This window comes from Salicola sp. AFF1 (genome assembly GCF_056783195.1).
In genome coordinates this window covers 42493-69092 of the sequence record NZ_JBXAYL010000004.1, presented here as the reverse complement: position 1 = coordinate 69092, position 26600 = coordinate 42493, and the positions used below count along the sequence as shown (strand labels likewise).

The following is a 26600-nucleotide window of genomic DNA, read 5'->3' as shown; positions in this document are numbered from 1 at the left end:
TTAGCGCCTCCCTCGGCTGGCGTTACTGTTCTTTTCCCGGATGCGGTCGATGACCTGGTCGGCCAGATCGTCTATCCGCTCCTTGGTGGAGCCAATGCGCTGCTTGCCGTCGTTGCCAGAGCCATCCTGCTGACTGGAGGAACTGGCGGAGTCCGCCATGGCCTTGGCACCTCCCTTCGCCATCTGATCCAACGGCAGCATCATCAGGTTGTTGCCTTTCTCAACATCCATGACCACCTTGCTGGTTCCGGTAAGCACGTCCTGCATCGTTTCGATGTAAAGCCGCTTGGACGTTACCTTCGGCGCCTGCTGGTAGACACCCAGCACTTCAAGGAATCGGGCCGTGTCACCCTCGGCGGCCTGTACCACGCGGGACCGATAGGCCTCCGCCTCCTCACGGATACGTTCCGCCTGCCCACGAGCTTCAGGAACCACGCGATTGCGGTACTGCTCTGCCTGGTCGATGAAGCGCTGCATGTCCTCGCGGGCCCGCTGCACGTCACGGAAGGCCTCCTGTACGGCTTCCGGCGGCTGGGTGCTTTCCACGTTCACGCGCAGGATCTGCATGCCCACGGTGTATTTATCCAGAAAACGCTGCAGCCGTTTCTCCACCAGCCGGCCCAGTTCAGAGCGACGCTCGGTCAGAACACCATGCAGTGTCGAGCTGCCTACTTCGTGACGGAGCGCGCTGTCGGTGGCGTACTGGAGGGTCGTGGTGGGTTCCCTTACGTTCAGTACGAATTTGCGGGGCTCTTTTACCCGATACTGGACCCCCAGGTTCACGCTCACGATGTTTTCATCTCCAGTGAGCATATGCCCCCTGGATTTGAATGAGCGCACATCCGTCACCTGGACCATACGCACATCGTCCAGAAGCGGGATCTTGAAGTTCAGGCCCGGCATTGTGGTCTTGTGGTACTCGCCAAAGCGCAGAACCACACCGTTCTCCCGTTCGTCCACGATGTAGACGGACTGGTAGGCCAGAAAGCCGAAAACCAGCAGGCCGATGACCGCCAGGATGAGGCCAAAGCCGCCGCTCCCCTGGCCACTGCCACCACCTGGACCGCCACTGCCACCGGAACCGCCCTTGTTCCCGAACAGTTTGTTCAGCTTATCAAGGCCCTTTTTCAGGGCTTCATCCAGATCCGGCGGTCCCTGGTCGTTGCCCCCGCGATTACCTGATCCCCAGGGATCGCGGTCGTTATTACGGTTACCACCCGGTTCGTTCCAGGCCATAGTGTTCTCCGTCTGAAGTTGAACGCTGCAGCAGCCCGGGCCTGCCGGGCACAACAGATGCAAATAGTAGGTGTTCTGACAGGCCGCGACAACCGGGGCGACCTACACAGCCTCGGCTGCCATCCAGTCATGATCGTCCACGCACGCCAGTTCGTTCTCATCCATGCCAGCACGGGCCAGCACCTGATGCCAGTCGCGGGATTCCATTCTCAGCTCCAATACCGGTTCCCCCCGCTCGGTCATCCGCTCTGCCACCACAGCTCCGCTCTGGTAGAACTGGGCCCGCAGCCAGCCGTCCGCCGGGGAGAGCTTGACGTACCGATGCACAACATCTTCTCCGAGCCGCTCAGCAACCGCATCACGCAGCTCGCTCAGGCCGTCCCCGGTGTGAGCGGACAACCAGACCCGCACCGGACGGCCACTTTCATCCCGCTCCACCCCCGGCTCGGCCCCGGGAATGAGATCAATCTTGTTGCACACCTCCAGCACCGGCACCTCACCAGCACCAATCTCCCCCAACACTGAGTTGACCTCGCGAATGGTGTCATCCCGGGCGGGGTCGGTGTTATCAATGATGTGCAACAGGAGAGACGCCTCCACCGTCTCTTCCAGTGTGGCGCGGAAGGCCTCCACCAGCGTGTGCGGGAGGTGGCGGATAAAGCCCACGGTATCCGCCAGCACCACTGGCCCCACATCCGGCACGCTCACACGGCGCACTGTCGGATCCAGAGTGGCGAAGAGCTGGTCCGCCTCAAAGACCGTGGAGTCGGTCAGCTGGTTGAACAGGGACGATTTGCCGGCATTTGTATAGCCCACCAGCGACACCACGGGAATCTCGGCGCGCTTACGCGAGCGTCTGGCTTGTTCGCGCTGGCGGCGAACCTTCTCCAGGCGGCGGTTGATCTGATTGATCCGTGCCTGCAGCAACCGTCGGTCGGTTTCAAGCTGGGTTTCGCCGGGGCCGCGCTGGCCGATGCCGCCCTTCTGGCGCTCAAGGTGCGTCCAGCCCCGCACCAGACGGGTGGCCATATGTTCCAGCTGGGCGAGCTCCACCTGGAGTTTGCCCTCATAGGTACGGGCGCGCTGAGCGAAGATATCGAGGATTACGCCAGTGCGGTCCAGAACGCGGCACTTGAGCTCGGACTCGAGGTTCCGCTCCTGACTGGGGCTGAGCTGATGGTTGAACAGCACCACGTCCGCCCCTTCAGCCTTGAGGACTTCACGCAGCTCTTCAAGCTTGCCCGAACCGAGAAACAGGCGGGAGGTAGGCTGGTTCCGGGATCCGGTAATGACCGCGGCGCAGGTAACCCCCGCGGACTCGGCCAACTCACGGAATTCATCCGGGCTCTCGGGTTCTGTCTCGGATGCCAGTGTGATGTGTACGAGCAGCGCCCGCTCACCAACCTCGGGACGTTCAAACAATCAGGTGCTGCTCCTCATTCGGTCTCGGCCAAGTCGCTCTCGTCACCGGGATGCTGGGGGGCCTTGATGCTGCGCGCCGGCACAACCGTGGAGATGGCATGCTTGTAGACCATCTGGCTGACTGTATTACGCAGCAGGATGACAAACTGGTCAAAGGACTCGATCTGCCCCTGAAGCTTAATGCCATTAACCAGAAAAATGGACACGGGGATACGTTCCTTGCGAAGGGAATTCAGGTAAGGGTCTTGTAGAGAGTGCCCTTTTGACATGCTGTGGCTCCTGTTTTTTTATGATTGCTCGTCCCCGGAGCAGTCCCCGGGCACTGTTCCTTTCCGACCATGCGGCGGCGCGCCTGGATCACAAGAGACAGTGGTGCCGCCGTGGATGATTTTCAAGGCATCGTCTACCGGATCGCTGCCCTCACTGTTGAGCCAGTGAGCGCCCGGCCACTTGCGCAACCAGGTCAGCTGGCGCTTAGCCAGCTGACGCGTGGCCGCAAGCGCGCGTTCGATCATAACATCATAACGGGTTTCGCTGCTCAGGTACTCCCATACCTGACGATACCCCACCGCCCGGATCGAGGGCAGCTCCGGGGACAGATCACCGCGCGCATACAGGGCTTGCACTTCCTCGAGAAGCCCCTGTTCCAGCATTGCCCGGAACCGACGTTCGATCCGCTCATGCAGAACCCAGCGCTGTGGCGGCGCCAGCGCTAGGCTTACGGTGCCCTCCGGCAGCCCGTTGCCCCCCTGACGCTGGGCGTCCGCCCAGTACGCCGAAATCGGTCGCCCGGAAAGCCGGTAGACTTCCAGCGCACGAATCAGGCGCTGGCGGTTGTTCGGGTGCAAGCCAGCGGCGGCCTCCGGATCCACGGCTTCCAGCTCCTGATGGAGAACCGCGCCGCCTTCAGCGTCAAACCGGTTTTCAAGCTCTGCCCTGAGCGTTTCATCGGCCTGGGGCATCGCGGCCATGCCCTGGCGCAATACATTGAAATAGAGCATGGTGCCGCCCACCAGGATCGGCACCCGGCCCTCGTTCCGGATACGCTCTATAAGAGCTCCGGCATCGGCTGCGAACGCCGCCGCCGAATAGGGCTCAGCCGGATCGCGGATGTCGATCAGGTGATGGGGAGCGTGGCGCAGGGTGGCGGCATCCGGCTTGGCGGTACCAATATCCATGCCCCGGTAAACCAGGGCCGAGTCCACACTGATGAGTTCGCCACCCAGCTGCTCCCGCAGCGCAATGGCCAGGTCCGTCTTACCCGAAGCAGTCGGCCCCATGACCAGAATTGCCGGAGGCCGCCGTGGCATGGCTACTGCCCCCGCATGAAGAGTTTGTCCAGATCCCGCATGCTCATTCGCGTCCAGGTGGGACGACCGTGGTTACACTGGCCACTGCGCTCCGTGGCCTCCATATCCCGCAGCAGTGCGTTCATCTCGGGAATGGTGAGCTGGCGGTTTGCGCGCACCGAGCCGTAGCAGGCCATGGTTCCCAGCAGGTGCTCGATGCGGGCCTCGACCTGCTGGCTCCGGCCATGGGTAACAAGATCCGAGAGCACATCCCGCACCAGTTGCTCCATGTCCGCATCCCGCAATAGCGCCGGAATCTGGCGAACAGTGACTGTCTCCGGCCCCATCCGGTCCAGGCGCAGCCCCAGGGTCGCGATGTCCTCAGCATACTGCTCGGCATGGTCCGCCTCGCGCTGGCTCACATTGAGCGTGAGCGGCACCAGCATGGGCTGGGAAGTAACACCTTCCCCGGCCACGCCGCGTTTCATACGCTCGTAGACAATACGCTCATGGGCGGCGTGCATGTCCACAACCACCAGTCCATCGGCGCTCTGGGCCAGAATGTAGACCCCGTGCAGCTGCGCAATGGCGTAGCCCAAGGGGGGCGTTTCTCCGTCGCCTGTCTCCACGGTGCCGGAAGGCGCTGTGGCGCGACTCTGGATGAAGGGGGTGGGTGAGGCCTCGCGCACGGCATTGCCGGAAGGGCCGCCCCCTTGATGAAGTCCGCCATAGAACGCCATCTGGGCCTCCGTCTCCGAGGGGGCTGCAGGCACCTCGCAGCCCCGGGCCTGCCCCTCGGCGACAGTGTGCGCCGAAGGGGTCGCGTCAGCCGAACCAGCCTCCACGGCCTCGGAAATCTCTGCTTCCTGGTCCCGGGGCTCACCGGCATTGTCATCGCCCGGGCGTACCTCGGCCAGGGCACGATGCAGGCTGCGGAAGAGGAAGTCGTGCACCAGCCGCCCGTCCCGGAAACGCACCTCATGCTTGGTGGGGTGGACGTTGACGTCCACATTACCAGGATCCACCTCAAGGTAGAGCACAAAGGCCGGATGCCGCTGATTGTAGAGCACATCCCGGTAGGCCTGGCGTACCGCATGGGCAACCAGCCGATCCCTTATTGGGCGGCCATTAACGAAGAAATACTGCAGATCCGCCTGGCTGCGCGAGAACGTAGGCAGCGCTACCCAGCCCTGCAGGCGCAGACCCGAGGCTTCGACGTCAATGCCCAGGGCATTCGCCATGAACTGGCTGCCGCACAGGCTGGCGACCCGCTGCTGCTGGTCACGCTCGGTGGTTGCCGGGCGCAACGACTGCACCGCGCGACCGTTGTGCTGCAGCGTAAACCCCACATCAAACCGGCTTAACGCCTGGCGCCGCAGGTTCTCCTCAAGATGATTGAACTCGGTTTTCTCAGTGCGAAGGAACTTACGCCGGGCCGGCGTGTTGAAAAACAGGTCCCGCACCTCAACAGTCGTACCCTGTGGGTGCGCTGCCGGCGACACTCGGGTCTGCATGTCCTGGCCCTCGGCCTCCACGCACCACCCTTCCGTTTCCCCCTCGGCGCGGGAGGTCAGCGTCAACCGGGCCACGGAACTGATGCTGGCCAGTGCCTCGCCGCGGAATCCCAGCGAGTTCACGGCTTCCAGGTCATCAAGACTGTGAACCTTGCTGGTGGCGTGGCGGCTCAACGCCAAAGGCAACTCATCATGGGCAATACCCTGGCCGTCGTCACGCACCCGGATCAGGCGTGCGCCCCCCTGCTCCACCTCCACTTCAACACGGGATGCACCTGCGTCCAGCGCGTTCTCGATGAGTTCCTTCGCGACCGAGGCCGGGCGTTCGACGACCTCTCCGGCGGCGATCTGGTTGGCGAGACGGGTTGGTAGGGTCTGGATGGCTGCCATGGCGCAATGATACCAGATATACCGGATCAGGAGGACGGGATGCTGATGACCTCACCGATGTGCAGCGTCTCGCCATTCAGGTTGTTTGCGGTTTTCAGCTTCTGCACGGACACCTGGTTGCGCCGCGCAATGGCTGAAAGGGTATCCCCGCGCTGAATCTCATACTCACGCTCGCTGCCGCCATTGCGCTGACGGTAGGCAATCAGGGTGCCCGGCGGCGGCGAGGCGCGGAAGTGGCGGTCAATGCCATCCACCATGGCATCCACGATGCGCTTCTGATGCGCGGCCTGCGTCAGCTTCTGTTCATCCGTGGGATTGGAAATGAATCCAGCCTCCACGAGGATGGACGGGATGTCCGGGCTCTTGAGCACGACGAACCCCGCCTGCTCCACGGAGGATTTGTGCAGCTTGCCCACGGTGTCGAGCTTATCCAGAACCCTGGAGCCAACGCCCATGCTGTGTTCGATGCTCGCCGTTACGGAAAGGTCCAGCAGGACGCCCGCAAGCATCTCGTCCTTATCCTTGAGCGAGACGTCACCAACACCACCAATCAGGTCGGAGCTGTTTTCGCTCTCGGCCAGCCAGCGAGCGGTTTCACTACTGGCGCCATCGGTGGATAGGGCGTACACGGACGCACCCCGGGGATCCGGCGAGTGGAAGGCATCCGCGTGTACGGACACGAACAGGTCCGCGTTGTAGTCGCGTGCGATTTCAGTGCGCTTGCGCAGCCCAATGTAGTAATCACCCTTGCGGGTCAGGTAGGCCTGGAACCCCTCCATGGCATCGACCCGTTCCACCATCCGCTGGGCCAGTGACAGCGTGACCTCCTTTTCCTGGACCCCGGAAGGACCGATCGCGCCAGGATCCTCGCCGCCATGACCGGCGTCAACCACCACCACGACATCCCGGCGTTTACTGTCACTCTGGTCCGCCAGAACCGCTTTCTGTTCCTGCTTGCGGGTCTTGTCGAGATCCATCAGGTCCACGACCAAACGGTGCGGATACTGTTCATTGGGCTGGAGCAGGAAACTGCGCGGCTCAATCTCCCTCTTCATATCCAAAACCACACGCAGGTCGCCGTTTTCCTGGCGACCGGTGCGGATTCGCTTGATCGGCGTCCCCTCCAGATCCAGCGCACCAAGGTCGGTCTCCAGATCCGCCCGCTCAACATCAATCACCAGCCGGCGGGGAGAGTCCAGCTCAAAGAGCCGATGCTCCACGGATTCAGCGGTCTCCAATACCAGCCGCGTGTGGTCCGTAGCCGGCCAGATCCGGGCGTTATCGACCGGGGTACGGGCTTGCGCCCCGATCGCCACCAACAGCGCCATGCCAGCGAGAACACGTGCCACCCCTAATCTCATCAACTGCTGCTCCCTCCTGCCAGAGCGTGTGATACAGCCCGGGTAACCCGCTCATGCGCATGAATACGCGCGCTGCGCCCATCACCCAGGTCCACCAGCTCAACCCGGCATGCCGGCGCCGGCAGTACACTACTGGCACGCTCCGGCCACTCAATCACGACCAGGGCTCCTTCTTCCATATAGTCGCGGATGCCCATCATTTCCAGTTCCTCGGGATCCCCCAGCCGGTATAAATCAAAGTGGTAGACCAGCGGATCCAGCGCTTCATAGGGTTCCACCAGGGTGAACGTGGGGCTGCGCACCGCGCCTTCATGGCCCAACGCGTGCACCAGTCCTCGTGCCAGGGTCGTCTTGCCAACGCCGAGGTCGCCCACCAGATGGACCACGCCACCACCGGAAAACGCTTCTGCCAGGGCCGCGCCCAGAGCTTGCGTGGCCTGCTCGTCCGTGAGGGTCAGCGTCACAGGCTCATTCATCGCGCGCTCCCCGGCGACTCTGCCCCAGCCGCTGCCCCAAACGCCGCGATGAGATCATCAGCCAACAGGCCCAGGGAGCCCACCCCCGCCAGGGCGTAATCGGCCGCCGCCGCGTGCCAGCCAGCACCGGTAACCGCGGCCTCCATGGGCGCCATCCCCTGCCCGAGCAGTGCTCCCAGGGCACCACTCAGCGCATCCCCCATGCCTGCGGTGGCCATGCCGGGGTTGCCCCCTTCGATCACGACCGGTTGCCTTCCGGGCGCGCCCACGAGACTGCCAGCGCCCTTGAGAATGACGGTCGCTCCCTGTTGCTCAACCAATGTTGCCAAAGCCTGGTAACGGTCCGCTTCCACCTCCGGCACCCCATCCCCCAGTAACCGGGCCGCCTCGCCAGGGTGCGGCGTGAGAATCCACTGTCCGGCATCCATGGGCAGCCCCAACTGCTGCATCGCTGTCAGGGCGTCCGCATCCGCAACGACCGGGCCGCTAAACCCGGCCACCCGCTGCAGCATCTGCTGCCCCCAGGCGCCACGGCCCAGGCCGGGGCCGACCACGACCACGTCAACGCGTTCCAACAAGGGATCCAGCTCATTACCGTGCGCCACCGCGCGCGCCTGGATTTCCGGCCGCCGCGCCAGCGCCGCCGGCACATGCTCGCCCCGGGTCGCCAGGAAAACCAGTCCAGCGCCACAGCGCAGCGCCGCCTCGCCAGCCAGAATGCCCGCACCGCCCATGCCCTCGTCGCCACCAACGACCAGAACACGGCCGCACTCCCCCTTATGGGTTGTGGCATGGCGCTGGGGCAGCCCCGCGACTGCTGTTTCCGGTGGCCAGAGCCAAGCTGCAGGTTCCGGCCCCGAATCGTAGACCGCCGGATCCACGGCGAGATCATCGAAGCTCACCGGGCCGGTGCAATCCCGCGCCTGCCCTGTATAAAGGCCTGTTTTACGCCCTATAAAGGTGATGGTGGCCTCCGCCCTCACCGCAGTGCCCAGAACGCGTCCGGTCCCACTGCAGAGCCCGGACGGAATATCCACGGCCAACACCGGCACCGGCGAGGCATTCAATTGGTGGATCACGCCGGCATAGGGAGCCCGAACCTCACCAGCAAGCCCCGTTCCGAGCAGAGTGTCCACAGCCAGGTCCGACTCAGCCAGCAATGAGGCCAGGCCATTCTCCCCGAGCGACTCAAACTGTGTGATTTCGACCCCACCTTCCCGGGCGAAGTCATAGGCGGAAGCCGCCGAGCCGCTGAGCTTCGAGGGGTCAGAAACCGCCACGCAGCGACAACCAATCCCCTGCCGGGCGGCCAGACCAGCCACAACATAGCCATCACCACCGTTATTGCCGCCCCCACAAAGCACAAGCAGCTGCCGCGCTTCGGGCCAGCGGCGGTGCGCCAGGCGGAAAGCGGCTTTACCGGCCCGCTTCATGAGATCAAAACCATCCACCCCAAAATCCTCGATGGCGGTCTGATCCAGGTTGCGTACCTGCTCAGCGGTGTACAATGGCAGCGGCTGACTCGACATATTTTGGCTCGAAAAAGAAGACGTTATCACAATGCGGTTTAAAAGATTCGCACAGGACCCTGATAAGCATAGCAAATGCCGGCGCGAGCGCCATAGCACTGTATGACGGATGAACTCAGCACCACCACCGGCAAGATTCGCGACTGGGCTTATGAACTGGGGTTCCAGGCCCTTGGCGTCACGGACACGGCGCTGGATGAGGCCGGCAGCCGACTGCATCGTTGGCTGGACCAGGGCCTGAACGCGGACCTGGATTACATGGCCACCCACGGCAGCAAGCGCTACCGGCCCGACGAGCTGGTTCCTGGTACCCAGCGGATCATTGCCGTGCGCATGGATTACCGGCCCGAACCGGATGATCCCGGGACGGTGCTCGCCGATGAAGAAAAGGCCTATATCACCCGCTACAGCCTGGGCCGGGATTACCATAAGCTTATGCGCAAGCGCCTCGCCAAGCTGGCAAAATGGATTGATGAGGCGCTGCCCGGCTATTATCACCGTCCCTTCGTGGACAGTGCACCGGTGCTGGAAAAGCCCATCGCGGTTAAGGCCGGCCTGGGCTGGCAGGGCAAGCACACCCTGCTGCTGCACCCGCAGGCGGGCTCCTGGTTCTTCCTGGGCGAGATCTACACCAGCGCCCCGCTGCCCGTGGATGCGCCCTGGACCACGGATCATTGCGGCAGCTGCACCGCCTGCCTGGATGTGTGTCCCACCAATGCTTTCCCGGAACCCTATGTACTGGACGCTGGCCGCTGTATCTCCTACCTCACCATCGAGAACAACGGCCCCATTCCGGAGGAACTGCGCCCCCTGATGGGGAACCGCGTCTTTGGGTGCGACGACTGCCAGCTGGTGTGCCCCTTTAACAAGTTCAGTGAATCCACCGAGGAGCCGGACTTCCAGCCGCGCCACGGACTGGATAACAGTACCCTAGCGGAACTGTTCCTGTGGGATGAGGAAACCTTTCTGAAACGCACCGAGGGGTCCGCCATCCGGCGCGCAGGCTTTGAGGGGTGGCTGCGAAACCTGGCAGTGGGGCTGGGGAACGCGCCCAGCACCGTTCCGGTAATCGAAGCGTTGAAGGCACGGAGGGAGCATCCCTCAGCGATGGTGCGCGAGCATGTTAGCTGGGCCCTTGCCCGGCATGATGTCGATTGACCGAAACCAGGGGTTTTGACGAGCCGGCGCTCCCGCACCGGCTATCACCCTCGCCCTCAAAGCCCGAACAGAGTCTCCCGGTAATGCTGCAGCTCCGCAATGGACTCGCGGATATCGTCCAGTGCTTGATGCGCGCCCTTCTTCTTGAATCCTTCCAGAGCGTCAGGATTCCAGCGTTTGGCCAACTCCTTGACGGTGCTCACATCCAGGTTGCGGTAATGGAAAAAACCCTCCAGCTCCGGCATGTAGCGGGCGAGGAAGCGCCGATCCTGGCAGATGCTGTTTCCGCAGATGGGCGAGGTGCGCTCATCCACCCACTCCCTCAGGAAAGCCAGGGTCTCCAGCTCCGCGTCGCGCTCAGTCAGGGTGCTTTCACGCACGCGCCGGGTCAGGCCGGAGTTGCCGTGGGTTGCGGTATTCCACTCATCCATGGCCTCAAGCACGGCGTCGGACTGATGGACGGCCAGGACGGGCCCTTCCGCAAGGGTATTGAGGTCAGAGTCGGTCACGATGGTGGCCACTTCGATGATTCGGTCACTGTCTGGATCCAGGCCGGTCATTTCCAGGTCGATCCAGATCAGTCGCTGGGCCCGCTCGTTGTGCTGCGCCATGGCTGATGTACTCCTTTTCCGATAAGCTGTTGGGTTACCAATATCCTCTCACAGCTTCAAGACAAGACACAGTGGCCCGCAAACGCAACCTATCCCACCAGCAGCAACGCCGCATCCAGTCCCGCCAGCGAGAGTGGCAGGACACCGAACGCGATGAAGGCCGTGATGCCACCGTGGTGGCGCATTTCGGCGGCGAGCTGCTGATCGACTACCCAGTAGAAGGGCGCTGGGAACAGCGCCGCGCCCAGGCGCGCAGCAACCTCGGGGGACTGGTCGCCGGCGACCGGGTGGTATGGCGTGAAGAGCCTGACGGCACCGCCGTGGTTGTGGCCCGCCACCCTCGCGAACGGGAACTCCAGCGCCCCGACCGTTACGGCCGGCTCAAGACCATGGCAGCCAACATCGACCGGCTGGTGCTGGTGATTGCGGCGATGCCCGGGCCCCAGCCGGCACTCATGGACCGCTACCTGGCGGCGGCAGAGATCCATGGGCTGTCCGTGGTCATCCTGCTGAACAAGGCGGATCTTCTGGACGAAGAGAGCATGGAATTGCTGGAAGAGGTGCTGGCCCCCTACCAGGAGCTGGGCTACCCCGTGGCCCTCACCTCGGCCGCGGTGGAAGATGAAGACGTCCTTCCGGAGCCCATGAACGACACCGCCACCAGCATCATTGCCGGACAATCCGGGGTCGGCAAGTCCAGCCTGATCCGCCGCTGGCTGCCCGGCACCGAGATCCGGACCGCTGAGCTTACCCGGCGAGGGGAAGGCACCCACACAACAACAACCGCCTGCCTCTACCGGTTGGCCAACGGTGGGGCCATCATTGACTCCCCCGGTATCCGTGAATTCGGGCTCTGGCACATCGACCCGGAGGACGTGATCGATGGGTTCCCGGATGTGCGCCAATGGATCGGCCACTGCCGCTTCCGGGACTGCCGGCACAACAAGGAACCGGGATGCGCTCTAACGGCAGCGGTGGAAAACGGAGAGCTGGACCCCGAAAGGGTTGAGAACTATCTCATGATCCGTGACGAAGCCGAGGCCGGTCGGGCTACCAGTTGACCTCGGATTCATCAACCTGATCCTCACGCGCACGCTCCATCCAGTTATCATCGGCCATGGTTTCACGGTCCTCCGCATCCGCGGTATTGCCGGACTCCCGCTCTTCCATGGCCTTGCGTGCCGCCTCGGTCAGCACAATGATCGAGATACGGCGGTTAACCGGCGCCTTGGGATTCTCTTTGTTGAACAGCACCGAGTCCGCCAGCCCCACCACCCGGCCAATCTGATCCTCCGGCACGCCACCGGCAACCAGGGTTCGCCTTGCCGCATTCGCACGGTCCGCCGAGAGCTCCCAATTGGTGTACTGGTCATTGCTACGGGCGAACGGAGTGCGATCCGTATGGCCCGTAATGCTCAGTTTCTTGGATACCTTGGCAAGGGGCTCCGCCAATTCAAACAGAATATCCTGGGAATAGGGCTTGAGCTCATCGCCCCCACTGGCGAACATCGGCCGCTGGGAACGATCAACGATCTGGATGCGCAGCCCCTCGTCGGTAATATCGATCATCAGCTGATCCTTGAATTTCTGCAGGGTTTCACTTTCCTTGAGTTTTTCATCCAGTTCCTGCATCAGCTGCTCGGTCTGACGGCGCTCCATCGCCTCCGCCAGCTCCTCAACCTGGTCTTCCTCAAGGCTCAGGGGCTCAGGGGCTACATCACTGGGGCCAGAGCTGCGGGTTACCGCCGGGGCACCGCCGAGATCCACGGGGTTGGGGTTGCCGCCCTCCTCATACCCCACGGGGTCGGAAAAATACTTTGAAATATCCTCTTTCTGCTCAGGCGTTGCCTGGTTGGTGGCCCACATCACCAGAAAGAACGCCATCAGCGCCATGGCAAAATCGGCAAACGCCACTTTCCAGGCGCCGCCGTGATGACCGCCTTCGACTTTCTTAACCCGTTTTACAACAATGGGACGGTCTTCCAAGGGGTGCCTCTTCTCAGCTTCAGCGAGTGGCGCTTACTTGGAGCGCATATGGTCGTCGAGCTCCTGGAAGCTCGGCCGGGCCTCCGTTGGGAGCACCTTGCGCCCGAACTCAACCGCCATCTGGGGGGCCTGGCCGGAGACCGTTGCCAGCAGCGCGTTCTTCACACATTCATAGCAATGCATCTCTTCATCCACCTGGCGCTCCATGGTCTTGCTGATTGGCCCGATATAGCCATAGGCCGCCCAGATCCCCGTCAGCGTTCCGGCAAGCGCCGCCCCGATGAGCCCGCCGATCTTGCTGGTACTGCCCCCCAGGTAGCCCATCGTGATGATGATCCCGAGGATCGCTGCAACAATCCCCAGACCGGGCAGCGCTTCTGCCACCCCGGCAACCGCGTGCGCGGGCTCTTTCAGTTCTTTCTCGCGCTTCTCAATCTCCTGGTCCATCAGCCCTTCCAGTTCATGCGCTGCCATGTTGCCGGTGCTCATGATCCGCAGGTAATCCGTGATGAAATGCAGCAGTTCCTCGTTCTTGATGATTGCCGGATACCGCGTAAAAATCTGGCTCTCTTCCGGATCATCCACGTCCGCCTCAATGGCCATGATCCCCTGCTTCCGCGTCTTGTCGAACACATCGGAAAGCAGGCTCAACAGGTCGGTATAGAAGGCCTTGTTGAAGGGCGTGCCCATGATCAGCCTGGGCCAGGTGGCAAATGTTGCCTTGACGGTATGGAAGCTGTTACCGATCAGAAAGGCCCCGAAGGCCGCCCCAAAAATAACCAGCAGTTCGGTGGGCTGCCACAGCACGGGCAGCTTGCCACCATGCAACACATACCCCACCAGCACACTGAACGTAACAACGACCACGCCGATAATGATGAGCATGAGTGAGCGAGACTCCTGAGAATGGGGGTGGTATCAGAGTGTGTTTACGACACGCCTTTTATTCTGGACCAGAGTCCCAGCCCCCGCAAATGACTGCCGGCAGCGCAAAGGACTTCACGCTGGTGCTACCAAACGTGGTAGAATGCTAATTGATATTTATCATCACTGGAACAAAGCCCCGATGCCGTTCCACAGCCTACGCGTGACACTGACTGCTCTGCTGCTCATGGCCACCATGAGCGCGTTTGCATTCAATCACACCCCCTCAGCGCCAATAGACACCGCTGGCCTGAGCATCGCGGAATACTGTGACCTCAGCGGCGACGGCAACGACGATACGCCCCGGCTTGGCCCCCTTGCAGCCAACCTGCCTGGCGCCTGTGCACCGACCCCAAAACAAACCGGAACGCCCGGTACTCCGCTGCGGGTCCTCGGGAGCCGGCATCACCTGACCCGTTTCCCGATACTGCCCCAAGGGCCGCCCCTCGCTTCTGAACGATCCGAGCACCGCCTTCACGGCGATCCTTAGTACGATCATTCTTCAGGAGCGATACCATGAGTACCTATCAGCCCATTCCTACAGTCCGGGAACTGGAAGCACAACACATCGCGCACCCTCAAATGCATGCGGACCTCAGCACCGAAGCCCCCGCAACAACACTGCTTATCGATTTCCGCGAACAACGGCCGCCGGTTATCGATGGCCATCTGGAAGCGGGCGAGGCCAAGATCCGTATGCGGATGGCCGACTCCGCCCTCAAGCTGGTCCTCAACCCATCGGAAGATTGTGTCGGCCTGCTGACACTCAAGGATGTGCTTGGGCGCAAGGCAATGGCACGCGCCCATGAGATGAGGCTGACCCCGGAAGAGGTCCCCATCCACGAGATCATGCAACCCATCGGGCGCCTGCCCGCCATCTCCATGGAAGACCTTGAAGCTGCTCGGGTGGGGGATCTTGTGCACACCTTCAACGACGTACATGAAGAGCATATGCTGGTCACCGAGGACTCTCCAGAGGGTACCAGTGTTGCCCTGCGAGGGGTCATCCCGGCCAGCCATGTCACGAGACGCCTGCAAGTGTCGCTGGATAGCCGGGCGCGCGCGAGCTCGTTCGCGGAGATCGTCCGGGCCGTTAACGGCGAATTCGATTGAGGAGACGCTGCATGCCTATCAGAAAGGTACTGATCGCCAATCGGGGCGAGATTGCCGTCCGCATTGCCCGGGCCTGCCAGGAGCTGGGCATCACGGCGGTCGCGATCTATTCCGAGGCGGACCGGTATTCGCTGCACGTGAAAAAAGCCGATGAGGCCCACTGCATCAGCCAGGACCCGCTATCGGGGTACCTCAACCCGCACCAGGTGGTGAATCTCGCGGTGGAGACAGGGTGCGACGCCCTGCACCCGGGATATGGCTTCCTTTCCGAGAACGAAACACTGGCGGCGGTGTGCCGTGAACGCGGTGTTCGTTTCATCGGTCCAGCCCCGGAAGTCATCCACGCCATGGGCGACAAGACCGAAGCTCGCAACACCGCCATCCGCGCCGGCGTACCGGTGACGCCGGGCTCCGAGGGCAACCTCGGGGACGTGGAGGAAGCGGTGACCCAGGCCGCGCGCATCGGCTATCCGGTGATGCTCAAGGCCACCTCCGGCGGAGGTGGCCGAGGCATCCGCCGTTGCGACGATGAGCAGCAGCTGCGCCAGAACTACGAGCGGGTCATATCCGAGGCGACCAAGGCCTTTGGCAGCGCCGAGGTCTTCCTGGAAAAATGCATCGTCAATCCCCGTCACATCGAAGTACAGGTGCTGGTCGACAGCCAGGGTAACGCCATACACCTTTATGAGCGCGACTGTTCCATCCAGCGGCGCAACCAGAAGCTGATCGAGCTGGCCCCCTCCCCCCAGCTCTCCGACACGCAGCGCGAGACCATCGGCGATCTGGCCGTGCGTGTAGCCAAAGGCTGCGGCTATGAGAACGCCGGCACGGTTGAGTTCCTGTTGGATGACAGCGGCGAGTTCTACTTCATGGAGATGAACACGCGGGTGCAGGTGGAACACACCATCACCGAAGAAATCACCGGCGTAGACATCGTCAAGACCCAGATCCGCATTGCGGCGGGAGATCCCCTGCCCTACGACCAGTCCGGCATCAGTTACCGGGGCTTTGCCGCCCAGTTCCGGATTAACGCCGAGGACCCACAGAACGGCTTCCTGCCGAGCTTCGGACGCATCAGCCGATATTACTCGGCGGGTGGCCCTGGCGTGCGAACCGACGCCGCCATGTACACCGGCTATGAGATCCCGCCGCATTACGACTCCATGTGCGCCAAGCTCATTGTCTGGGCTCTGCAGTGGGACGAACTGCTGGAACGCAGCCGGCGCGCCCTCAACGATATGGGCATCTACGGCGTCACCACGACCATCCCGTACTACCAGCAGATCCTGCAGCATCCGGAATTCCGTGCCGGTGGCTTCAATACCAGCTTTGTGGAGAACCACCCGGAACTGCTCGAATACAGCACCAAGTCCAGGCCCGAGTCCGTCGCCACGGCCATTGCCGCAGCCCTTGCCGCCCAGGCCGGTCTGTGACCCCGAATCAGGAGAGAAACCATGAGCCAACGCAAGATCCACATCACTGACGTTATCCTGCGCGACGCCCACCAGTCCCTGATCGCCACGCGCCTGCGGACCGAGGACATGCTCCCGGCCTGTGAATGGCTGGACCAGGCCGGCTACTGGTCACTGGAATGCTGGGGCGGTGCTACCTTTGATGCCTGTGTCCGCTTCCTCAAGGAAGACCCCTGGGAGCGGCTGCGCCAGCTGAAAAAGGCGCTGCCCAATACCCGACTGCAGATGCTGCTGCGTGGCCAGAACCTGCTGGGTTATCGCCATTACGCGGATGACGTGGTTGAAGCCTTTGTCCAGAAGGCCGCCGACAACGGCATCGATGTTTTCCGCATCTTTGACGCGCTCAATGACGTGCGCAACCTTGAGACCAGCATCCGGGCGGTCAGGAAAGCCGGCAAGCATGCCCAGGGTACGCTTTGCTACACGGTCAGCCCAGTTCATGGCACCGAAGCCTTCCTGGAGCAGGCCAAAGCCATGGTGGATATGGGCGTGGACAGTATTGCCATCAAGGATATGGCCGGCCTGCTCACGCCCGCCGCGACCTCGGAGCTTGTCAGCGGCCTGAAACAGCGCTTTGACGTGCCGGTGTTCCTGCACTCGCACTACACCTCGGGCATGGCCAGCATGTGCCAGCGGGCCGCCGTGGAAGCAGGCGTCGATCACCTGGACACCGCGATTTCCTCATTCGCGGGCGGCACCAGCCACCCGCCCACCGAGTCCATCGTGGCAGCGCTCCATGATGCCGGCTATGAGACGGGTCTGGACCTCCAGAAGCTGGACAGCATTGCCCGCCATTTCCGCGAAGTACGCAAGAAGTACCACCAGTTCGAAAGTGAATACAACGGGGTGGACACCACGGTGCTCATGTCCCAGGTGCCTGGCGGCATGATGTCCAACCTGGCCAACCAGCTGAAGGAACAGGGCGCGCTGGAGCGGATCCAGGAGGTCTTCCAGGAGATCCCGAGGGTACGGGAAGAGCTCGGCTACCCGCCGCTGGTCACGCCGACCTCCCAGATTGTGGGGACCCAGGCGGTGATCAATGTGCTGTCCGAGAGCCGGTACGGCACCATCACCAACGAAGTGAAGAAATACCTCCAGGGCTGGTACGGCAAGGCACCGGGCGGGGTGGATCAGACCCTGCAGCAACGCGCTGTTGGCAAGGAGGAGCTGATTGAGGAGCGCCCGGCCAACCTGCTCACCAATGAGTTCGACAAGCTCCGGGAGCAGGTCTCGGACGTTGCCGAATCCGAGGAGGATGTACTCACCTACGCCATGTTCCCGGATCAGGCACGGCCCTACCTGGAGCAGCGCCGTGACGGCACGCTTCAGCCGGAGGTACTGGAGCCGGCGCCCTCGGAGAAGACCTCGAGCCATGTGCCCACCGAGTTCCGCATCCAGGTTCATGGCGAGACCTACGACATCCAGGTTACTGGCGTCAGCCCTGGTGGCGACGACCGGCGCCGTTTCTACATGACGGTGGACGGCGTGCCCGAAGAGATCGAGCTGGAAGCCGTGGGCGAATCCGCGCCCGGCGGCGGCCAGCGTGCCCGCGCCACCCGTGAGGGGCACGTAACCACCAGCATGCCGGGCAACATTGTCGATGTGCTGGTGAGCGAGGGAGACAACGTCTCGGCGGGGGATCCGGTGCTGATCATCGAGGCCATGAAGATGGAAACCGAGGTCAAGGCACCGGTGGCGGGCGCCGTATCCGCCGTGCATATCCGCAAGGGTGACCGCGTCACACCGGGTGAGGTGCTGGTCGAGATCGAATAGTCTCGTGCGCACCCGGGGCCTCTGGTATCCTTCGCCTGAATACGCACGATACCGAGGCCCCAATGACATCCCTGCCGATGATTCTAGAGCCCGATGCCCTGCTTCAGCAGCTCTACAATGAACAGCTGCTGATCGTGGACCTTTCAGGACCGGAACATTACGCCGAAGCGCATATCCCCGGTGCCCTCCATGTCCATCCCCGTGAGACGCGCGGCGCGACAGCTCCCGTTCCCGGCCTGCTTCCGGAAAAGGCGGAGCTGGACCAGTTGCTTGGGCGACTCGGGCTGAGGCCGGACCATCACGTCGTTGCCTACGATGATGAAGGGGGCGGCTGGGCCGGGCGCTTCATCTGGCTTCTCGAATCCGTTGGCCACAGGAACTGGAGCCTGCTCAACGGCGGTCGCATTGCCTGGCGGGCTGAAGGCTACCCCACCACTCCCGAGGTACCCGCTTCTCCCGAGCCGACCGAGCCGCCCATCAACCTGGACCCAGCCACCACGGCCAACCTGGAACAGGTCCTGGACGCCGTTAAAGCTGGCAATACCACGATCTGGGACGCCCGCGCGCCGGCCGAATACCGGGGCGAGCGCCAGTCCGCGGCGCGCTGCGGCCATATTCCGGGAGCGGTCAACCTGGAATGGACAGAGCTCATGGATCCAGAGCGGAACTACCGGTTGCTGCCGGAAGACCAACTTCGGGCCACCCTGGCATCCCAGGGTATAGAGCCCTCAAAACCCGTCATCACCCATTGCCAGAGTCACCACCGCTCCGGGCTTACCTATGTGGTGGCACGGGCGCTGGGCTTCACCGATGTCCGAGCCTATGCCGGCTCCTGGGCGGAATGGGGCAACCGCACGGAGACCCCCATCGAATGATTCGCCCGCTCATCAATACTGGCTTCATCAGTGCCCAGCACCTGACCCCCCAACACGCCCTGTCGCGACTCGCCGGCCGTATAGCGGACTCCCGGCACCCGGCACTGCGCCGTCGCCTGATCAACGGCTTCATCCGGCGCTACGGCGTGGACATGAGCGAGGCGGCGCAGCCGGACCCGGAAGCCTACACCAGTTTCAACGACTTCTTTACCCGGGCCCTGCACGCCACCGCACGCCCCATCGAGGGCGATGAGCACACCCTTGCCTGTCCAGCCGACGGGGCGATCAGCCAGAGCGGCACCATTCAGCGGGGACGCCTGTTCCAGGCCAAGGGCCAGAGCTTTTCCGCTGCCGAGCTCACGGCACAACCCGAATCCGACCTGTCAGCATTTGAGCAGGGACGCTTCGCTACGATATACCTGTCCCCAAAGGACTATCACCGGGTGCACATGCCCCTGGCCGGCACACTGGAGGCAACCACCTCGATCCCAGGCCGTCTGTTCTCGGTCAACCCGGTGACGACCCGTAACGTGCCCCGCCTGTTTGCGCGCAACGAGCGCCTGGTCGCCTGGTTCCGGACAGACGTCGGGCCCATGGCGGTGATCATGGTGGGCGCCATGATTGTGGCGGGTATCGAGACCGTCTGGGGTGGCCGGATGTCACCCGGTAGGCACAGCATCCGGCATGAGTCGCATAACGGCCCCCACCTGGAGCGCGGCGCCGAAATGGGGCGTTTCTTCCTGGGCAGCACCGTTATCCTGATGCTGCCCCGTGACACCGTTGAACCAATCGGGCAACTGGCCCCGGACCAGCCGGTCCGCATGGGGGAACCCCTCTTCCGAGCCGGCTGAGCCGAGCGGCTCAGAGACGCGAACCGGGAAAAGCCATCACGTCGTCCAACGCACTCGCGCCGGTCTGGTGCATCAGGAGTCGGTCCACGCCCAGCGCCATACCACTGCATAACGGCAGCCCTGCTTCGAGGGCCTGCAACAGCATGTGGTCTGGCTCCGGCATGACCTGGCCCGCGTCACGGCGCCGCTGGTTATCCCTCTCAAAGCGCTCGCGCTGCTCATCCGCATCCAGCAATTCCTCGTAGGCGTTCCCGATCTCGATCCCGTCCAGATAAAGCTCAAACCGCCGGGCCACGGGCTCACCGCGCACACTGGAAACCGCCGCCAGAGCGCATTGATCCGGCGGATAATGCTGAACAATGACGGGGCCAAAGCCCGCCAGCGCCGGCTCCACGCATTCGCTCATCAACAGATCCAGGGCGTCCCCCCGATCCAGTTGCGCCTCCGCAATGCCAGCCACCCGCGAGGCCTGCGCCACCAGCTTTGGGGTACTGTCCTGCCATGGGTCCACACCGCCATAGGTCCGCATCAGATCCCGGTACTCGCTCACATGGGGGCGGGGCACCTCCAGCACTTCCTGCACCAGGTCCCCGACCTCCGCCACCAGTGCCTCCAGGCCAAAACCAACGCGATACCACTCCAGAAGGGTGAATTCCGGATTGTGGCGCCGTCCCTGCTCACCCGAGCGGAACACCGGCCCGATCTGATAGATGGAGCCAGAGCCAGCCGCCAGCAGACGCTTCATGAAATACTCGGGAGAGGTCTGAAGCCATCCATCCAGCCCGTTCACCGTCGCAGGCACGCTTTCGATCGCGGGTTCCGTGACGGTATGGCGCCCCCAGACCGGCGTCTGGACCTCCATGACGCCGCGCGCATCGAAGAAATCCCGCAGCGCCCGCAGCAGCCGGGCCCGGGCGTGCAGCATTGCAGGGGTGGCGCCCGGCTCCCAGCTCATCCCTTGCGGATACGGGAGACGTACTCGTTCTTGCGGGTATCGACCCGAACCACCTCACCAATCTCGATGAACAGCGGTACGTTGACCACCGCACCAGTGGACAGAGTGGCCGGCTTGGAACCGCCCTGAGCGGTATCACCCTTCACCCCCGGATCCGTATCCACTACTTCGAGATCCACAAAGGCCGGCGGCGTGACGTTCAGCGGCGATCCGTTGTACAGTGTCACACTGTAAACATCCTGCTCCTTGAGCCATTTGGCGGCATCGCCCACGGCCCGTTCGTCCGCGGCGAACTGCTCATAGGAGCCATCGGTTTTCATGAAGTGCCAGAACTCGCCGTCGCTGTAGACGTACTCCATGTCGAGTTCAAGCACATCCGCCGCCTCCAGGGTTTCCCCGGATTTGAAGGTACGCTCCCAGACCCGGTTGGTCATCAGATTGCGCAGCTTGACGCGATTGAATGCCTGGCCTTTGCCGGGTTTGACGAACTCATTTTCAAGAATCACGCACGGGTCACCGTCGAGCATGACTTTCAGCCCGCCGCGAAAGTCGTTGGTAGAATAGGTCGCCATCGATGCCTCGCTCGAATTGCCAGTAAACTTGGGATGCCAATGATACAGTCCGGTCACGCGCCTGTCGAAACCACAACCATCGCCAGCGACCGCCCACGGTGGCAGAAAGAGCTGGGACGCGCCGTAACCACCCCAGCGGCGCTGTGCCAACGGCTGGCCCTGCCGGAAACCATGATCGAGGACATGGCGCCCGGCCACCGCCAGTTTCCAATCCGGGCCCCCGAGCCCTGGCTGCGCCGTATCGAGCCCGGCAACCCGGATGACCCGCTGCTGCGCCAGATCCTGCCCTTCCCTGAGGAAGCCGACGATCATCCGGGTTACGTCAACGACCCGCTTGCAGAAGTCAGCGGCGAGCAAGCCAGCGCCACTTCCGGACTCGTGCATAAGTACGCATCACGAGCCCTGCTGATGGTGACCGGCGCCTGCGCCATCAACTGTCGATACTGCTTCCGTCGCCACTTCCCCTATGATGAACACCAGCTGGGGGGCTCTGACTGGGACGCGGCACTGAGCCGCATCGAAGCCGACCCGGCAATCAACGAGGTCATCTTCAGTGGCGGCGATCCGCTGGCCAGCCCGGACCCGCTCCTGGCCCGGCTCGCCACGGCCGTGGCCGCCCTGCCCCGGATACGCCGCCTGCGCCTTCATACACGGCTGCCGGTGGTGATCCCCCAGCGTGTGAATGGTGAGCTTCTGGAGTGGCTCTCTGAAAGCCCGCTTCAAAAGATTGTCGTGCTCCATATCAACCATCCGGCAGAGATTGATGACGATGTTCACGCAGCGCTGAAGGCATTGGCGGGTACCGGCACAACCCTGCTCAACCAGGCGGTGCTGTTGCGCCGCATCAATGATGATGCCGACACCCTGGAGCGTTTGAGCGAACGGCTTTTCGAGTGTGGCGTGCTCCCCTATTACCTGCATGCCTTTGATCCGATTGCCGGTGCCGCGCACTACGACCCTGGCGATGAACGGGCCCGGGAGCTGACCCGGACCCTGCTTGAGCGTCTGCCGGGGTTCCTGGTGCCAAGGCTTGTGAGAGAAGTGCCCGGAGAACCCGCAAAACAACCTCTCAACCTTTGAAAGCGCTTGTAAAATCAACAGCAACAGCCTGTTGCGCTTGCTATTGTGTCAACCGTGAACTTGTATTGTATCTGGAACTCCCAGTAACCAATGGTAACGGCCAATGGCGGGCACAACAGGACAGCCGGACCTCACGCTTCCGGACCAACAACTCAACAGCCTCTCCTTCTGCGAGGCCTCCCCGCGTGCCCTGAAGCTCTGGGTCGAGGGTCTGCCCATCGCCAATGTTGGAGAATCCGCACGCCAGCTCTACCACGCCATCATTGAGCTCAACCAGCTGGATGCCTCGCCCGCCCTTCGCATGAAGCTCCTGGGCCTTCTGCGCCCCAAACTCAACTTCATCTGCGAACAGCTTTCCCATCATTTTCTGGGGCGCTCAGTGGTTCTGACCACCAAACAGCGCAAGGTCGCCAACCTTGCCCAGGCGCTGCAGCGCCACCTGGCCACGGGCTATAAGATTGTGGTGAGCCAACAGGCCGCGGCATCCCATCCCGACAGGCACAAAATGGCCAACGCCAGGGCCTGCCACCGGGCCATATCCAGCCTTGGCAGCACCGTCCTGCGCGCCAGCCAGCTGTACGCGCCCTGCCCGGAAGGCACCTGGTACGAAGCGCACCAGATCTTCAACTGGGCCCTATCAAGGCAGATCACCGGCCTCGCCATAGAAGACCCGGTCAATGAGTACTACAGCCAGACCACGACCGAGGACGCCTACAAGCGATTGCTGCTGCTGGGGTGCTGCCGCCCCAACCAACTCCGCCAGAAAGAGCTGCGGGATGTGTATGGCCTGTTTGAATGCTGGACTGGCCATACCCGGATTCTTCAACGGGGCATGAACGAAGCGCTGTTCGTGATCAACCTCGATCAGGATGCACCGCCGACCTATCGCAACCTGCTTCGTTCGCCGCTGGCCAGTCATCACATCGGCTTCGACAGCACCGAGCTGGCAGGGGAACTGAACGCTCTGGCGGAGGGCGGAAGCCACAATGACCGGAAAAACGCCCCTGAGCTGCCCACCCGGATCAGCGAGGCCCTGCTCACGCACCTGGGTCAGGCACTGGGTGTTCTGACCCAGCGCTCCTACTCACGCATCGACAGCTCAGGCAGGCTGGAAGTAGCCGTGGGCATGACCGCTGCCCACTATTTCTGTGCGGGCGGCGAACCCTTCAACCATTTTGTGCACAGCCAGGACACAGAGCCCCAGGAGAACGTCTTCCTGGGTGCCGCGCAGCGGCGCAATGACCCGTGGGCCAACGCCTTTGACGCCGGCCACAATGAAACCATGGCCTCCCCGGATACGCCCATCGATTTCCGCGGCTCCGGAGGCGAGAGGGCCGGCGAGGACGAGCAGACCTATCCGCTCTACGACGTCAGCCTGGAGAACACCAGCCCCGCTGGTTACTGCCTCAACTGGGATGCGGCAATGCCCTCGACCCTGCAGACCGGCGAAATCGTGGGAGTCCGCGAAAACAGCGGGCAACCCTGGAATATCGCCCTGATCCGCTGGATCCGCCAGGGCGGCGCACGTGCCACCCAACTGGGCATTGAACTGCTGGGGCCAGGCGCCACGCCCTGCGCGGTGCGGCTCGACCACAAGAGCGGCAGTGGCAGCGAATTCCTGCGAGGACTGCTGCTGCCGGAACTCAGAGCCATCAACCAGCCCGCAACCCTGCTCACTCCAAGCATGCCCTTCCAGACCGGCCACCGCATTACACTGTTGCGCGACGGCCAGAAAGAGTCCGCCCACCTCACCCGGCGGGTATCAGCCACCAGCAGCATCAGCCAGTTCGAATTGCGCTTTCACCAACCTTCAGCCCAGCGCCGTTCCAGCTCTGGTGACGACGATGACTTTGATTCACTGTGGCAATCCCTGTAAAACTATGACACGCAATCAATTCAGGGAGTCCCCGCGGCATCATGCCCCAGAAGACTGAAACCATCCATTTGCTGCTCCTTGACCCATCCCAGAACGATGCGGAACAGGTGGTGAGCCTGCTGCGCAACGCGGGACGCGCTACACGCGCGCATCGGGTCACCTCCACGGAAGATCTCCAGGAAACGCTGAGCACCGGCACCTGGGACCTGTTGCTCATTCGGGACATGGAGCAGGAGCCATCACCGGAAGAAGCACTGGATCAGATCCGGCGCCAGGACCGGGACCTGCCCGCCGTCCTCATGACGGGGGAGGCGGACGATGAACGCCGCAGCGCCATCATGGAGCGCGGCGCCCAGGACGCCGTGCCCTTCAACAACAGCACCCTGCTTCGCCAGGTCATTGACCGCGAGCTGGCCAACCTGGCGGAGCGCCGCAAGCGCCGCTCACTGGCCTGGCATCTCAAGGACGCGGAGCAGCGCTGTCACCTGCTTCTGGAAAGTTCCAAGGACGCTATCGCCTACATCAACGACGGCCTGCACGTCTACGCGAACCACTCCTACCTGGAGCTGCTGGGTTACGACGATCCGGACGACCTGCTGGCCCTGCCAGTGCTCGACACCCTGAAAAGTGACAGCCAGCAGGACTTCAAGGAGGCCATGAAGCAGTTCCGGGAAGGTGAGACCCCCGAGGAACCGCTGACGGTGACCATTGAGCGCCCTGATGGCGAAACCATCGACGTTACCGCCGAACTCTCCGCCGCCACCTATGATGGCGAGCCCTGTATCCAGATTGTGGCACGACCGGTGCAGGATAGCGCCGAACTGCAGGAAAAGCTCAAGGAGATCAGCAGCAAGGACGTCCTCACGGGGCTCTACAACCGTCACCACCTGATGGACACCCTGTCCCAGACCATCGCACGGGTCCAGAAAGAAGGCTCAGACGCGACACTGGCCTACATTGCTCTGGATGAGTTCGTGCACAAGAAAAACCAGATTGGTATCTCCGGCGCCGACCTGGTGATTGGTGACATGGCCGCACTCATCTCCGGCTGCGCCAGGGATAACCAGGTGGTCGCCCGCCTCAGCGACGATGCCTTCTGCATCCTCGGCCCCCAGGATACGATCGACAGCATGAAGGAGGTGGCCGAAAACCTGCGCCGGCGTGTCGAGGATTACCTGTTCGAGGCCTCGGGCCGCACGCTTCAGCTGACCGTCAGTATCGGCATTGCCGCCATCACCGAGAACGCCCCTCAGGCGGAGGATCTGGTCGGGCGGGCGCATACCGCGGCTGACGACGTCCGCCAGCAGGAAGGGCATGAGCACGGCAACGGCATCAATGTCTACGAACCACAGCTGCAGAGCCATGGTGGCAGCCTGGAAGGCACCGCCGATGCCATCCAGCAGGCGCTGGATAACGACCAGTTCCGGCTCCTGTTCCAGCCCATCATCAACCTGCGCGGCGAAGGCGAAGAGCACTACGAGGCCTTCGTCCGGATGCTGGACCAGAATGACAACGAGGTCTCGCCCTACGACTTCCTGCCGCCGGGCGGCCCGGTCAACACGGCGGCCAAGATTGACCGCTGGGTGGTACTGCAAACGATCAAGCAGCTGGCCAGTCATCGTTCCAAGGGGCATGAGACCAAGCTTTTCCTGAACCTGACCGCCGAGACGATCCAGGACCAGACCTTCCCGTCCTGGCTGGGCGTAGCGCTCAAGGCAGCACGTTTGCCGGGCAACTCACTGATATTCCAGTTCTCGGAGCGCGACGCCACGACCTACCTCAAGCAGGCCCGGGATTTCTGCAACGCGCTGCGCGAGCTGCGCTGCTCGCTGTCCATCACCCACTTCGGGGGTGCCCTGAACCCCTTCAACACCCTCAAGCACCTGGATGTGGACTACGTGAAACTGGACGGCACCTACACCGATGAAATCCAGAAGGATGAACAGTCGCGCGAGACGGTCAAGGAAATGATCCAGACCCTGCACCAACAGGGTAAGCTTACGGTCATGCCACTGGTCGAGAGCGCCTCGGTCCTGGCCACGATCTGGCAGGCGGGCGTCAACTACATCCAGGGCTACTACCTGCAGGCGCCGACACCGGACATGGACTATGACTTCGGTGAAGGCGACTGAATAGC

General features: G+C 62.7%; 24 protein-coding genes. 11 read left to right on the top strand and 13 right to left on the bottom strand.

The genetic code is table 11. From position 1 onward, the window contains the following. The 8 genes from hflK to AC1RQI_RS03820 form a co-directional block, all read right to left on the bottom strand. A complete protein-coding gene (gene hflK / locus AC1RQI_RS03855) occupies positions 1-1236 on the bottom strand; it encodes an FtsH protease activity modulator HflK (RefSeq protein ID WP_481903728.1) in 1236 nt (411 codons plus the stop codon). A 102-nt stretch (positions 1237-1338) separates the two neighbouring features. After that, positions 1339-2658, bottom strand: a complete 1320-nt coding sequence (gene hflX, locus AC1RQI_RS03850) for a ribosome rescue GTPase HflX (protein ID WP_481903727.1) — start codon at positions 2656-2658, stop codon at positions 1339-1341. 14 nt (positions 2659-2672) lie between these two features. Continuing rightward, positions 2673-2927, bottom strand: coding sequence for an RNA chaperone Hfq (gene hfq, locus AC1RQI_RS03845; RefSeq protein WP_416635332.1), 255 nt, complete (start codon positions 2925-2927; stop codon positions 2673-2675). An 18-nt stretch (positions 2928-2945) separates the two neighbouring features. Beyond that, positions 2946-3968, bottom strand: a complete 1023-nt coding sequence (gene miaA / locus AC1RQI_RS03840) for a tRNA (adenosine(37)-N6)-dimethylallyltransferase MiaA (RefSeq protein ID WP_481903726.1) — start codon at positions 3966-3968, stop codon at positions 2946-2948. Positions 3969-3970: 2 nt separating this feature from the next. Next, a complete protein-coding gene (mutL, locus tag AC1RQI_RS03835) occupies positions 3971-5851 on the bottom strand; it encodes a DNA mismatch repair endonuclease MutL (protein WP_481903725.1) in 1881 nt (626 codons plus the stop codon). 26 nt (positions 5852-5877) lie between these two features. Next, the gene (locus AC1RQI_RS03830; protein ID WP_481903724.1) at positions 5878-7200 is read right to left on the bottom strand and encodes an N-acetylmuramoyl-L-alanine amidase; all 1323 of its coding nucleotides are present in this window, start codon (positions 7198-7200) and stop codon (positions 5878-5880) included. A gap of 11 nt (positions 7201-7211) precedes the next feature. After that, a complete protein-coding gene (gene tsaE, locus AC1RQI_RS03825; protein ID WP_481903723.1) occupies positions 7212-7688 on the bottom strand; it encodes a tRNA (adenosine(37)-N6)-threonylcarbamoyltransferase complex ATPase subunit type 1 TsaE in 477 nt (158 codons plus the stop codon). Next, positions 7685-9217, bottom strand: coding sequence for an NAD(P)H-hydrate dehydratase (locus AC1RQI_RS03820; protein WP_481903722.1), 1533 nt, complete (start codon positions 9215-9217; stop codon positions 7685-7687). The genes tsaE and AC1RQI_RS03820 overlap by 4 nt, the downstream gene beginning before the upstream one ends. Positions 9218-9319: 102 nt before the next feature. On the opposite strand from AC1RQI_RS03820, the gene queG reads away from it, so the two are divergent. Further along, positions 9320-10375, top strand: a complete 1056-nt coding sequence (queG, locus tag AC1RQI_RS03815) for a tRNA epoxyqueuosine(34) reductase QueG (protein ID WP_481903721.1) — start codon at positions 9320-9322, stop codon at positions 10373-10375. 56 nt (positions 10376-10431) lie between these two features. Here the strand turns inward: queG and orn are convergent, their stop codons facing one another. Further along, positions 10432-10986 (bottom strand): oligoribonuclease, encoded by a 555-nt coding sequence (orn, locus tag AC1RQI_RS03810; RefSeq protein ID WP_481903720.1) that lies wholly within the window; start codon positions 10984-10986, stop codon positions 10432-10434. A gap of 71 nt (positions 10987-11057) precedes the next feature. On the opposite strand from orn, the gene rsgA reads away from it, so the two are divergent. Further along, a complete protein-coding gene (gene rsgA / locus AC1RQI_RS03805) occupies positions 11058-12047 on the top strand; it encodes a ribosome small subunit-dependent GTPase A (protein WP_481903719.1) in 990 nt (329 codons plus the stop codon). Here the strand turns inward: rsgA and motB are convergent. Then, on the bottom strand, positions 12037-12972 hold the full coding sequence (motB, locus tag AC1RQI_RS03800; RefSeq protein WP_481903718.1) for a flagellar motor protein MotB: 936 nt from the start codon (positions 12970-12972) through the stop codon (positions 12037-12039). The two genes, rsgA and motB, sit on opposite strands and share 11 nt — an antisense overlap. A gap of 33 nt (positions 12973-13005) precedes the next feature. Continuing rightward, a complete protein-coding gene (gene motA / locus AC1RQI_RS03795) occupies positions 13006-13857 on the bottom strand; it encodes a flagellar motor stator protein MotA (RefSeq protein ID WP_416635345.1) in 852 nt (283 codons plus the stop codon). A 181-nt stretch (positions 13858-14038) separates the two neighbouring features. Here motA and AC1RQI_RS03790 point away from each other — a divergent pair, with 181 nt between their 5' ends. From AC1RQI_RS03790 to asd, 6 genes are all read left to right on the top strand, one after another. Continuing rightward, positions 14039-14386, top strand: coding sequence for a hypothetical protein (locus tag AC1RQI_RS03790; RefSeq protein ID WP_481903717.1), 348 nt, complete (start codon positions 14039-14041; stop codon positions 14384-14386). 26 nt (positions 14387-14412) lie between these two features. Then, positions 14413-15009, top strand: a complete 597-nt coding sequence (locus tag AC1RQI_RS03785) for a CBS domain-containing protein (RefSeq protein WP_416635346.1) — start codon at positions 14413-14415, stop codon at positions 15007-15009. An 11-nt stretch (positions 15010-15020) separates the two neighbouring features. Beyond that, positions 15021-16442, top strand: a complete 1422-nt coding sequence (locus tag AC1RQI_RS03780; protein ID WP_416635347.1) for an acetyl-CoA carboxylase biotin carboxylase subunit — start codon at positions 15021-15023, stop codon at positions 16440-16442. Between the two features lie 21 nt (positions 16443-16463). After that, complete coding sequence (gene oadA / locus AC1RQI_RS03775) at positions 16464-18254, top strand: sodium-extruding oxaloacetate decarboxylase subunit alpha (RefSeq protein ID WP_481903716.1); 1791 nt, start codon at positions 16464-16466, stop codon at positions 18252-18254. A gap of 62 nt (positions 18255-18316) precedes the next feature. After that, a complete protein-coding gene (locus tag AC1RQI_RS03770) occupies positions 18317-19129 on the top strand; it encodes a sulfurtransferase (RefSeq protein WP_481903715.1) in 813 nt (270 codons plus the stop codon). Then, positions 19126-19980, top strand: a complete 855-nt coding sequence (gene asd / locus AC1RQI_RS03765; protein ID WP_481903714.1) for an archaetidylserine decarboxylase — start codon at positions 19126-19128, stop codon at positions 19978-19980. The genes AC1RQI_RS03770 and asd overlap by 4 nt, the downstream gene beginning before the upstream one ends. Positions 19981-19990: 10 nt before the next feature. Here the strand turns inward: asd and epmA are convergent, their stop codons facing one another. Both epmA and efp read right to left on the bottom strand, forming a co-directional pair. Continuing rightward, complete coding sequence (epmA, locus tag AC1RQI_RS03760) at positions 19991-20935, bottom strand: EF-P lysine aminoacylase EpmA (RefSeq protein ID WP_481903713.1); 945 nt, start codon at positions 20933-20935, stop codon at positions 19991-19993. Continuing rightward, positions 20932-21507, bottom strand: a complete 576-nt coding sequence (gene efp / locus AC1RQI_RS03755) for an elongation factor P (protein ID WP_416635352.1) — start codon at positions 21505-21507, stop codon at positions 20932-20934. Before efp ends, epmA begins: the two co-directional genes overlap by 4 nt. A gap of 39 nt (positions 21508-21546) precedes the next feature. Between efp and epmB the strand changes: the two genes are divergently transcribed. The 3 genes from epmB to AC1RQI_RS03740 all read left to right on the top strand — a co-directional run bounded on the left by epmB (position 21547) and on the right by AC1RQI_RS03740 (position 26595). After that, the gene (epmB, locus tag AC1RQI_RS03750; protein ID WP_416635353.1) at positions 21547-22587 is read left to right on the top strand and encodes an EF-P beta-lysylation protein EpmB; all 1041 of its coding nucleotides are present in this window, start codon (positions 21547-21549) and stop codon (positions 22585-22587) included. A gap of 103 nt (positions 22588-22690) precedes the next feature. Then, positions 22691-24463, top strand: coding sequence for a GTPase (locus AC1RQI_RS03745; RefSeq protein WP_481903712.1), 1773 nt, complete (start codon positions 22691-22693; stop codon positions 24461-24463). Positions 24464-24504: 41 nt separating this feature from the next. Further along, a complete protein-coding gene (locus AC1RQI_RS03740; protein ID WP_481903711.1) occupies positions 24505-26595 on the top strand; it encodes an EAL domain-containing protein in 2091 nt (696 codons plus the stop codon). Positions 26596-26600: the final 5 nt, after the last annotated feature.

Bases quoted from the DNA above. Each gene is read 5' to 3' on its own strand.
- hflK (WP_481903728.1), bottom strand. From the start codon at position 1,236: ATGGCCTGGAACGAACCGGGTGGTAACCGTAATAACGACCGCGATCCC.
- hfq (WP_416635332.1), bottom strand. From the start codon at position 2,927: ATGTCAAAAGGGCACTCTCTACAAGACCCTTACCTGAATTCCCTTCGC.
- miaA (WP_481903726.1), bottom strand. From the start codon at position 3,968: ATGCCACGGCGGCCTCCGGCAATTCTGGTCATGGGGCCGACTGCTTCG.
- mutL (WP_481903725.1), bottom strand. From the start codon at position 5,851: ATGGCAGCCATCCAGACCCTACCAACCCGTCTCGCCAACCAGATCGCC.
- tsaE (WP_481903723.1), bottom strand. From the start codon at position 7,688: ATGAATGAGCCTGTGACGCTGACCCTCACGGACGAGCAGGCCACGCAA.
- AC1RQI_RS03820 (WP_481903722.1), bottom strand. From the start codon at position 9,217: ATGTCGAGTCAGCCGCTGCCATTGTACACCGCTGAGCAGGTACGCAAC.
- queG (WP_481903721.1), top strand. From the start codon at position 9,320: ATGACGGATGAACTCAGCACCACCACCGGCAAGATTCGCGACTGGGCT.
- orn (WP_481903720.1), bottom strand. From the start codon at position 10,986: ATGGCGCAGCACAACGAGCGGGCCCAGCGACTGATCTGGATCGACCTG.
- motA (WP_416635345.1), bottom strand. From the start codon at position 13,857: ATGCTCATCATTATCGGCGTGGTCGTTGTTACGTTCAGTGTGCTGGTG.
- AC1RQI_RS03790 (WP_481903717.1), top strand. From the start codon at position 14,039: ATGCCGTTCCACAGCCTACGCGTGACACTGACTGCTCTGCTGCTCATG.
- AC1RQI_RS03785 (WP_416635346.1), top strand. From the start codon at position 14,413: ATGAGTACCTATCAGCCCATTCCTACAGTCCGGGAACTGGAAGCACAA.
- AC1RQI_RS03780 (WP_416635347.1), top strand. From the start codon at position 15,021: ATGCCTATCAGAAAGGTACTGATCGCCAATCGGGGCGAGATTGCCGTC.
- oadA (WP_481903716.1), top strand. From the start codon at position 16,464: ATGAGCCAACGCAAGATCCACATCACTGACGTTATCCTGCGCGACGCC.
- AC1RQI_RS03770 (WP_481903715.1), top strand. From the start codon at position 18,317: ATGACATCCCTGCCGATGATTCTAGAGCCCGATGCCCTGCTTCAGCAG.
- asd (WP_481903714.1), top strand. From the start codon at position 19,126: ATGATTCGCCCGCTCATCAATACTGGCTTCATCAGTGCCCAGCACCTG.
- epmA (WP_481903713.1), bottom strand. From the start codon at position 20,935: ATGAGCTGGGAGCCGGGCGCCACCCCTGCAATGCTGCACGCCCGGGCC.
- efp (WP_416635352.1), bottom strand. From the start codon at position 21,507: ATGGCGACCTATTCTACCAACGACTTTCGCGGCGGGCTGAAAGTCATG.
- epmB (WP_416635353.1), top strand. From the start codon at position 21,547: ATGATACAGTCCGGTCACGCGCCTGTCGAAACCACAACCATCGCCAGC.
- AC1RQI_RS03745 (WP_481903712.1), top strand. From the start codon at position 22,691: ATGGCGGGCACAACAGGACAGCCGGACCTCACGCTTCCGGACCAACAA.
- AC1RQI_RS03740 (WP_481903711.1), top strand. From the start codon at position 24,505: ATGCCCCAGAAGACTGAAACCATCCATTTGCTGCTCCTTGACCCATCC.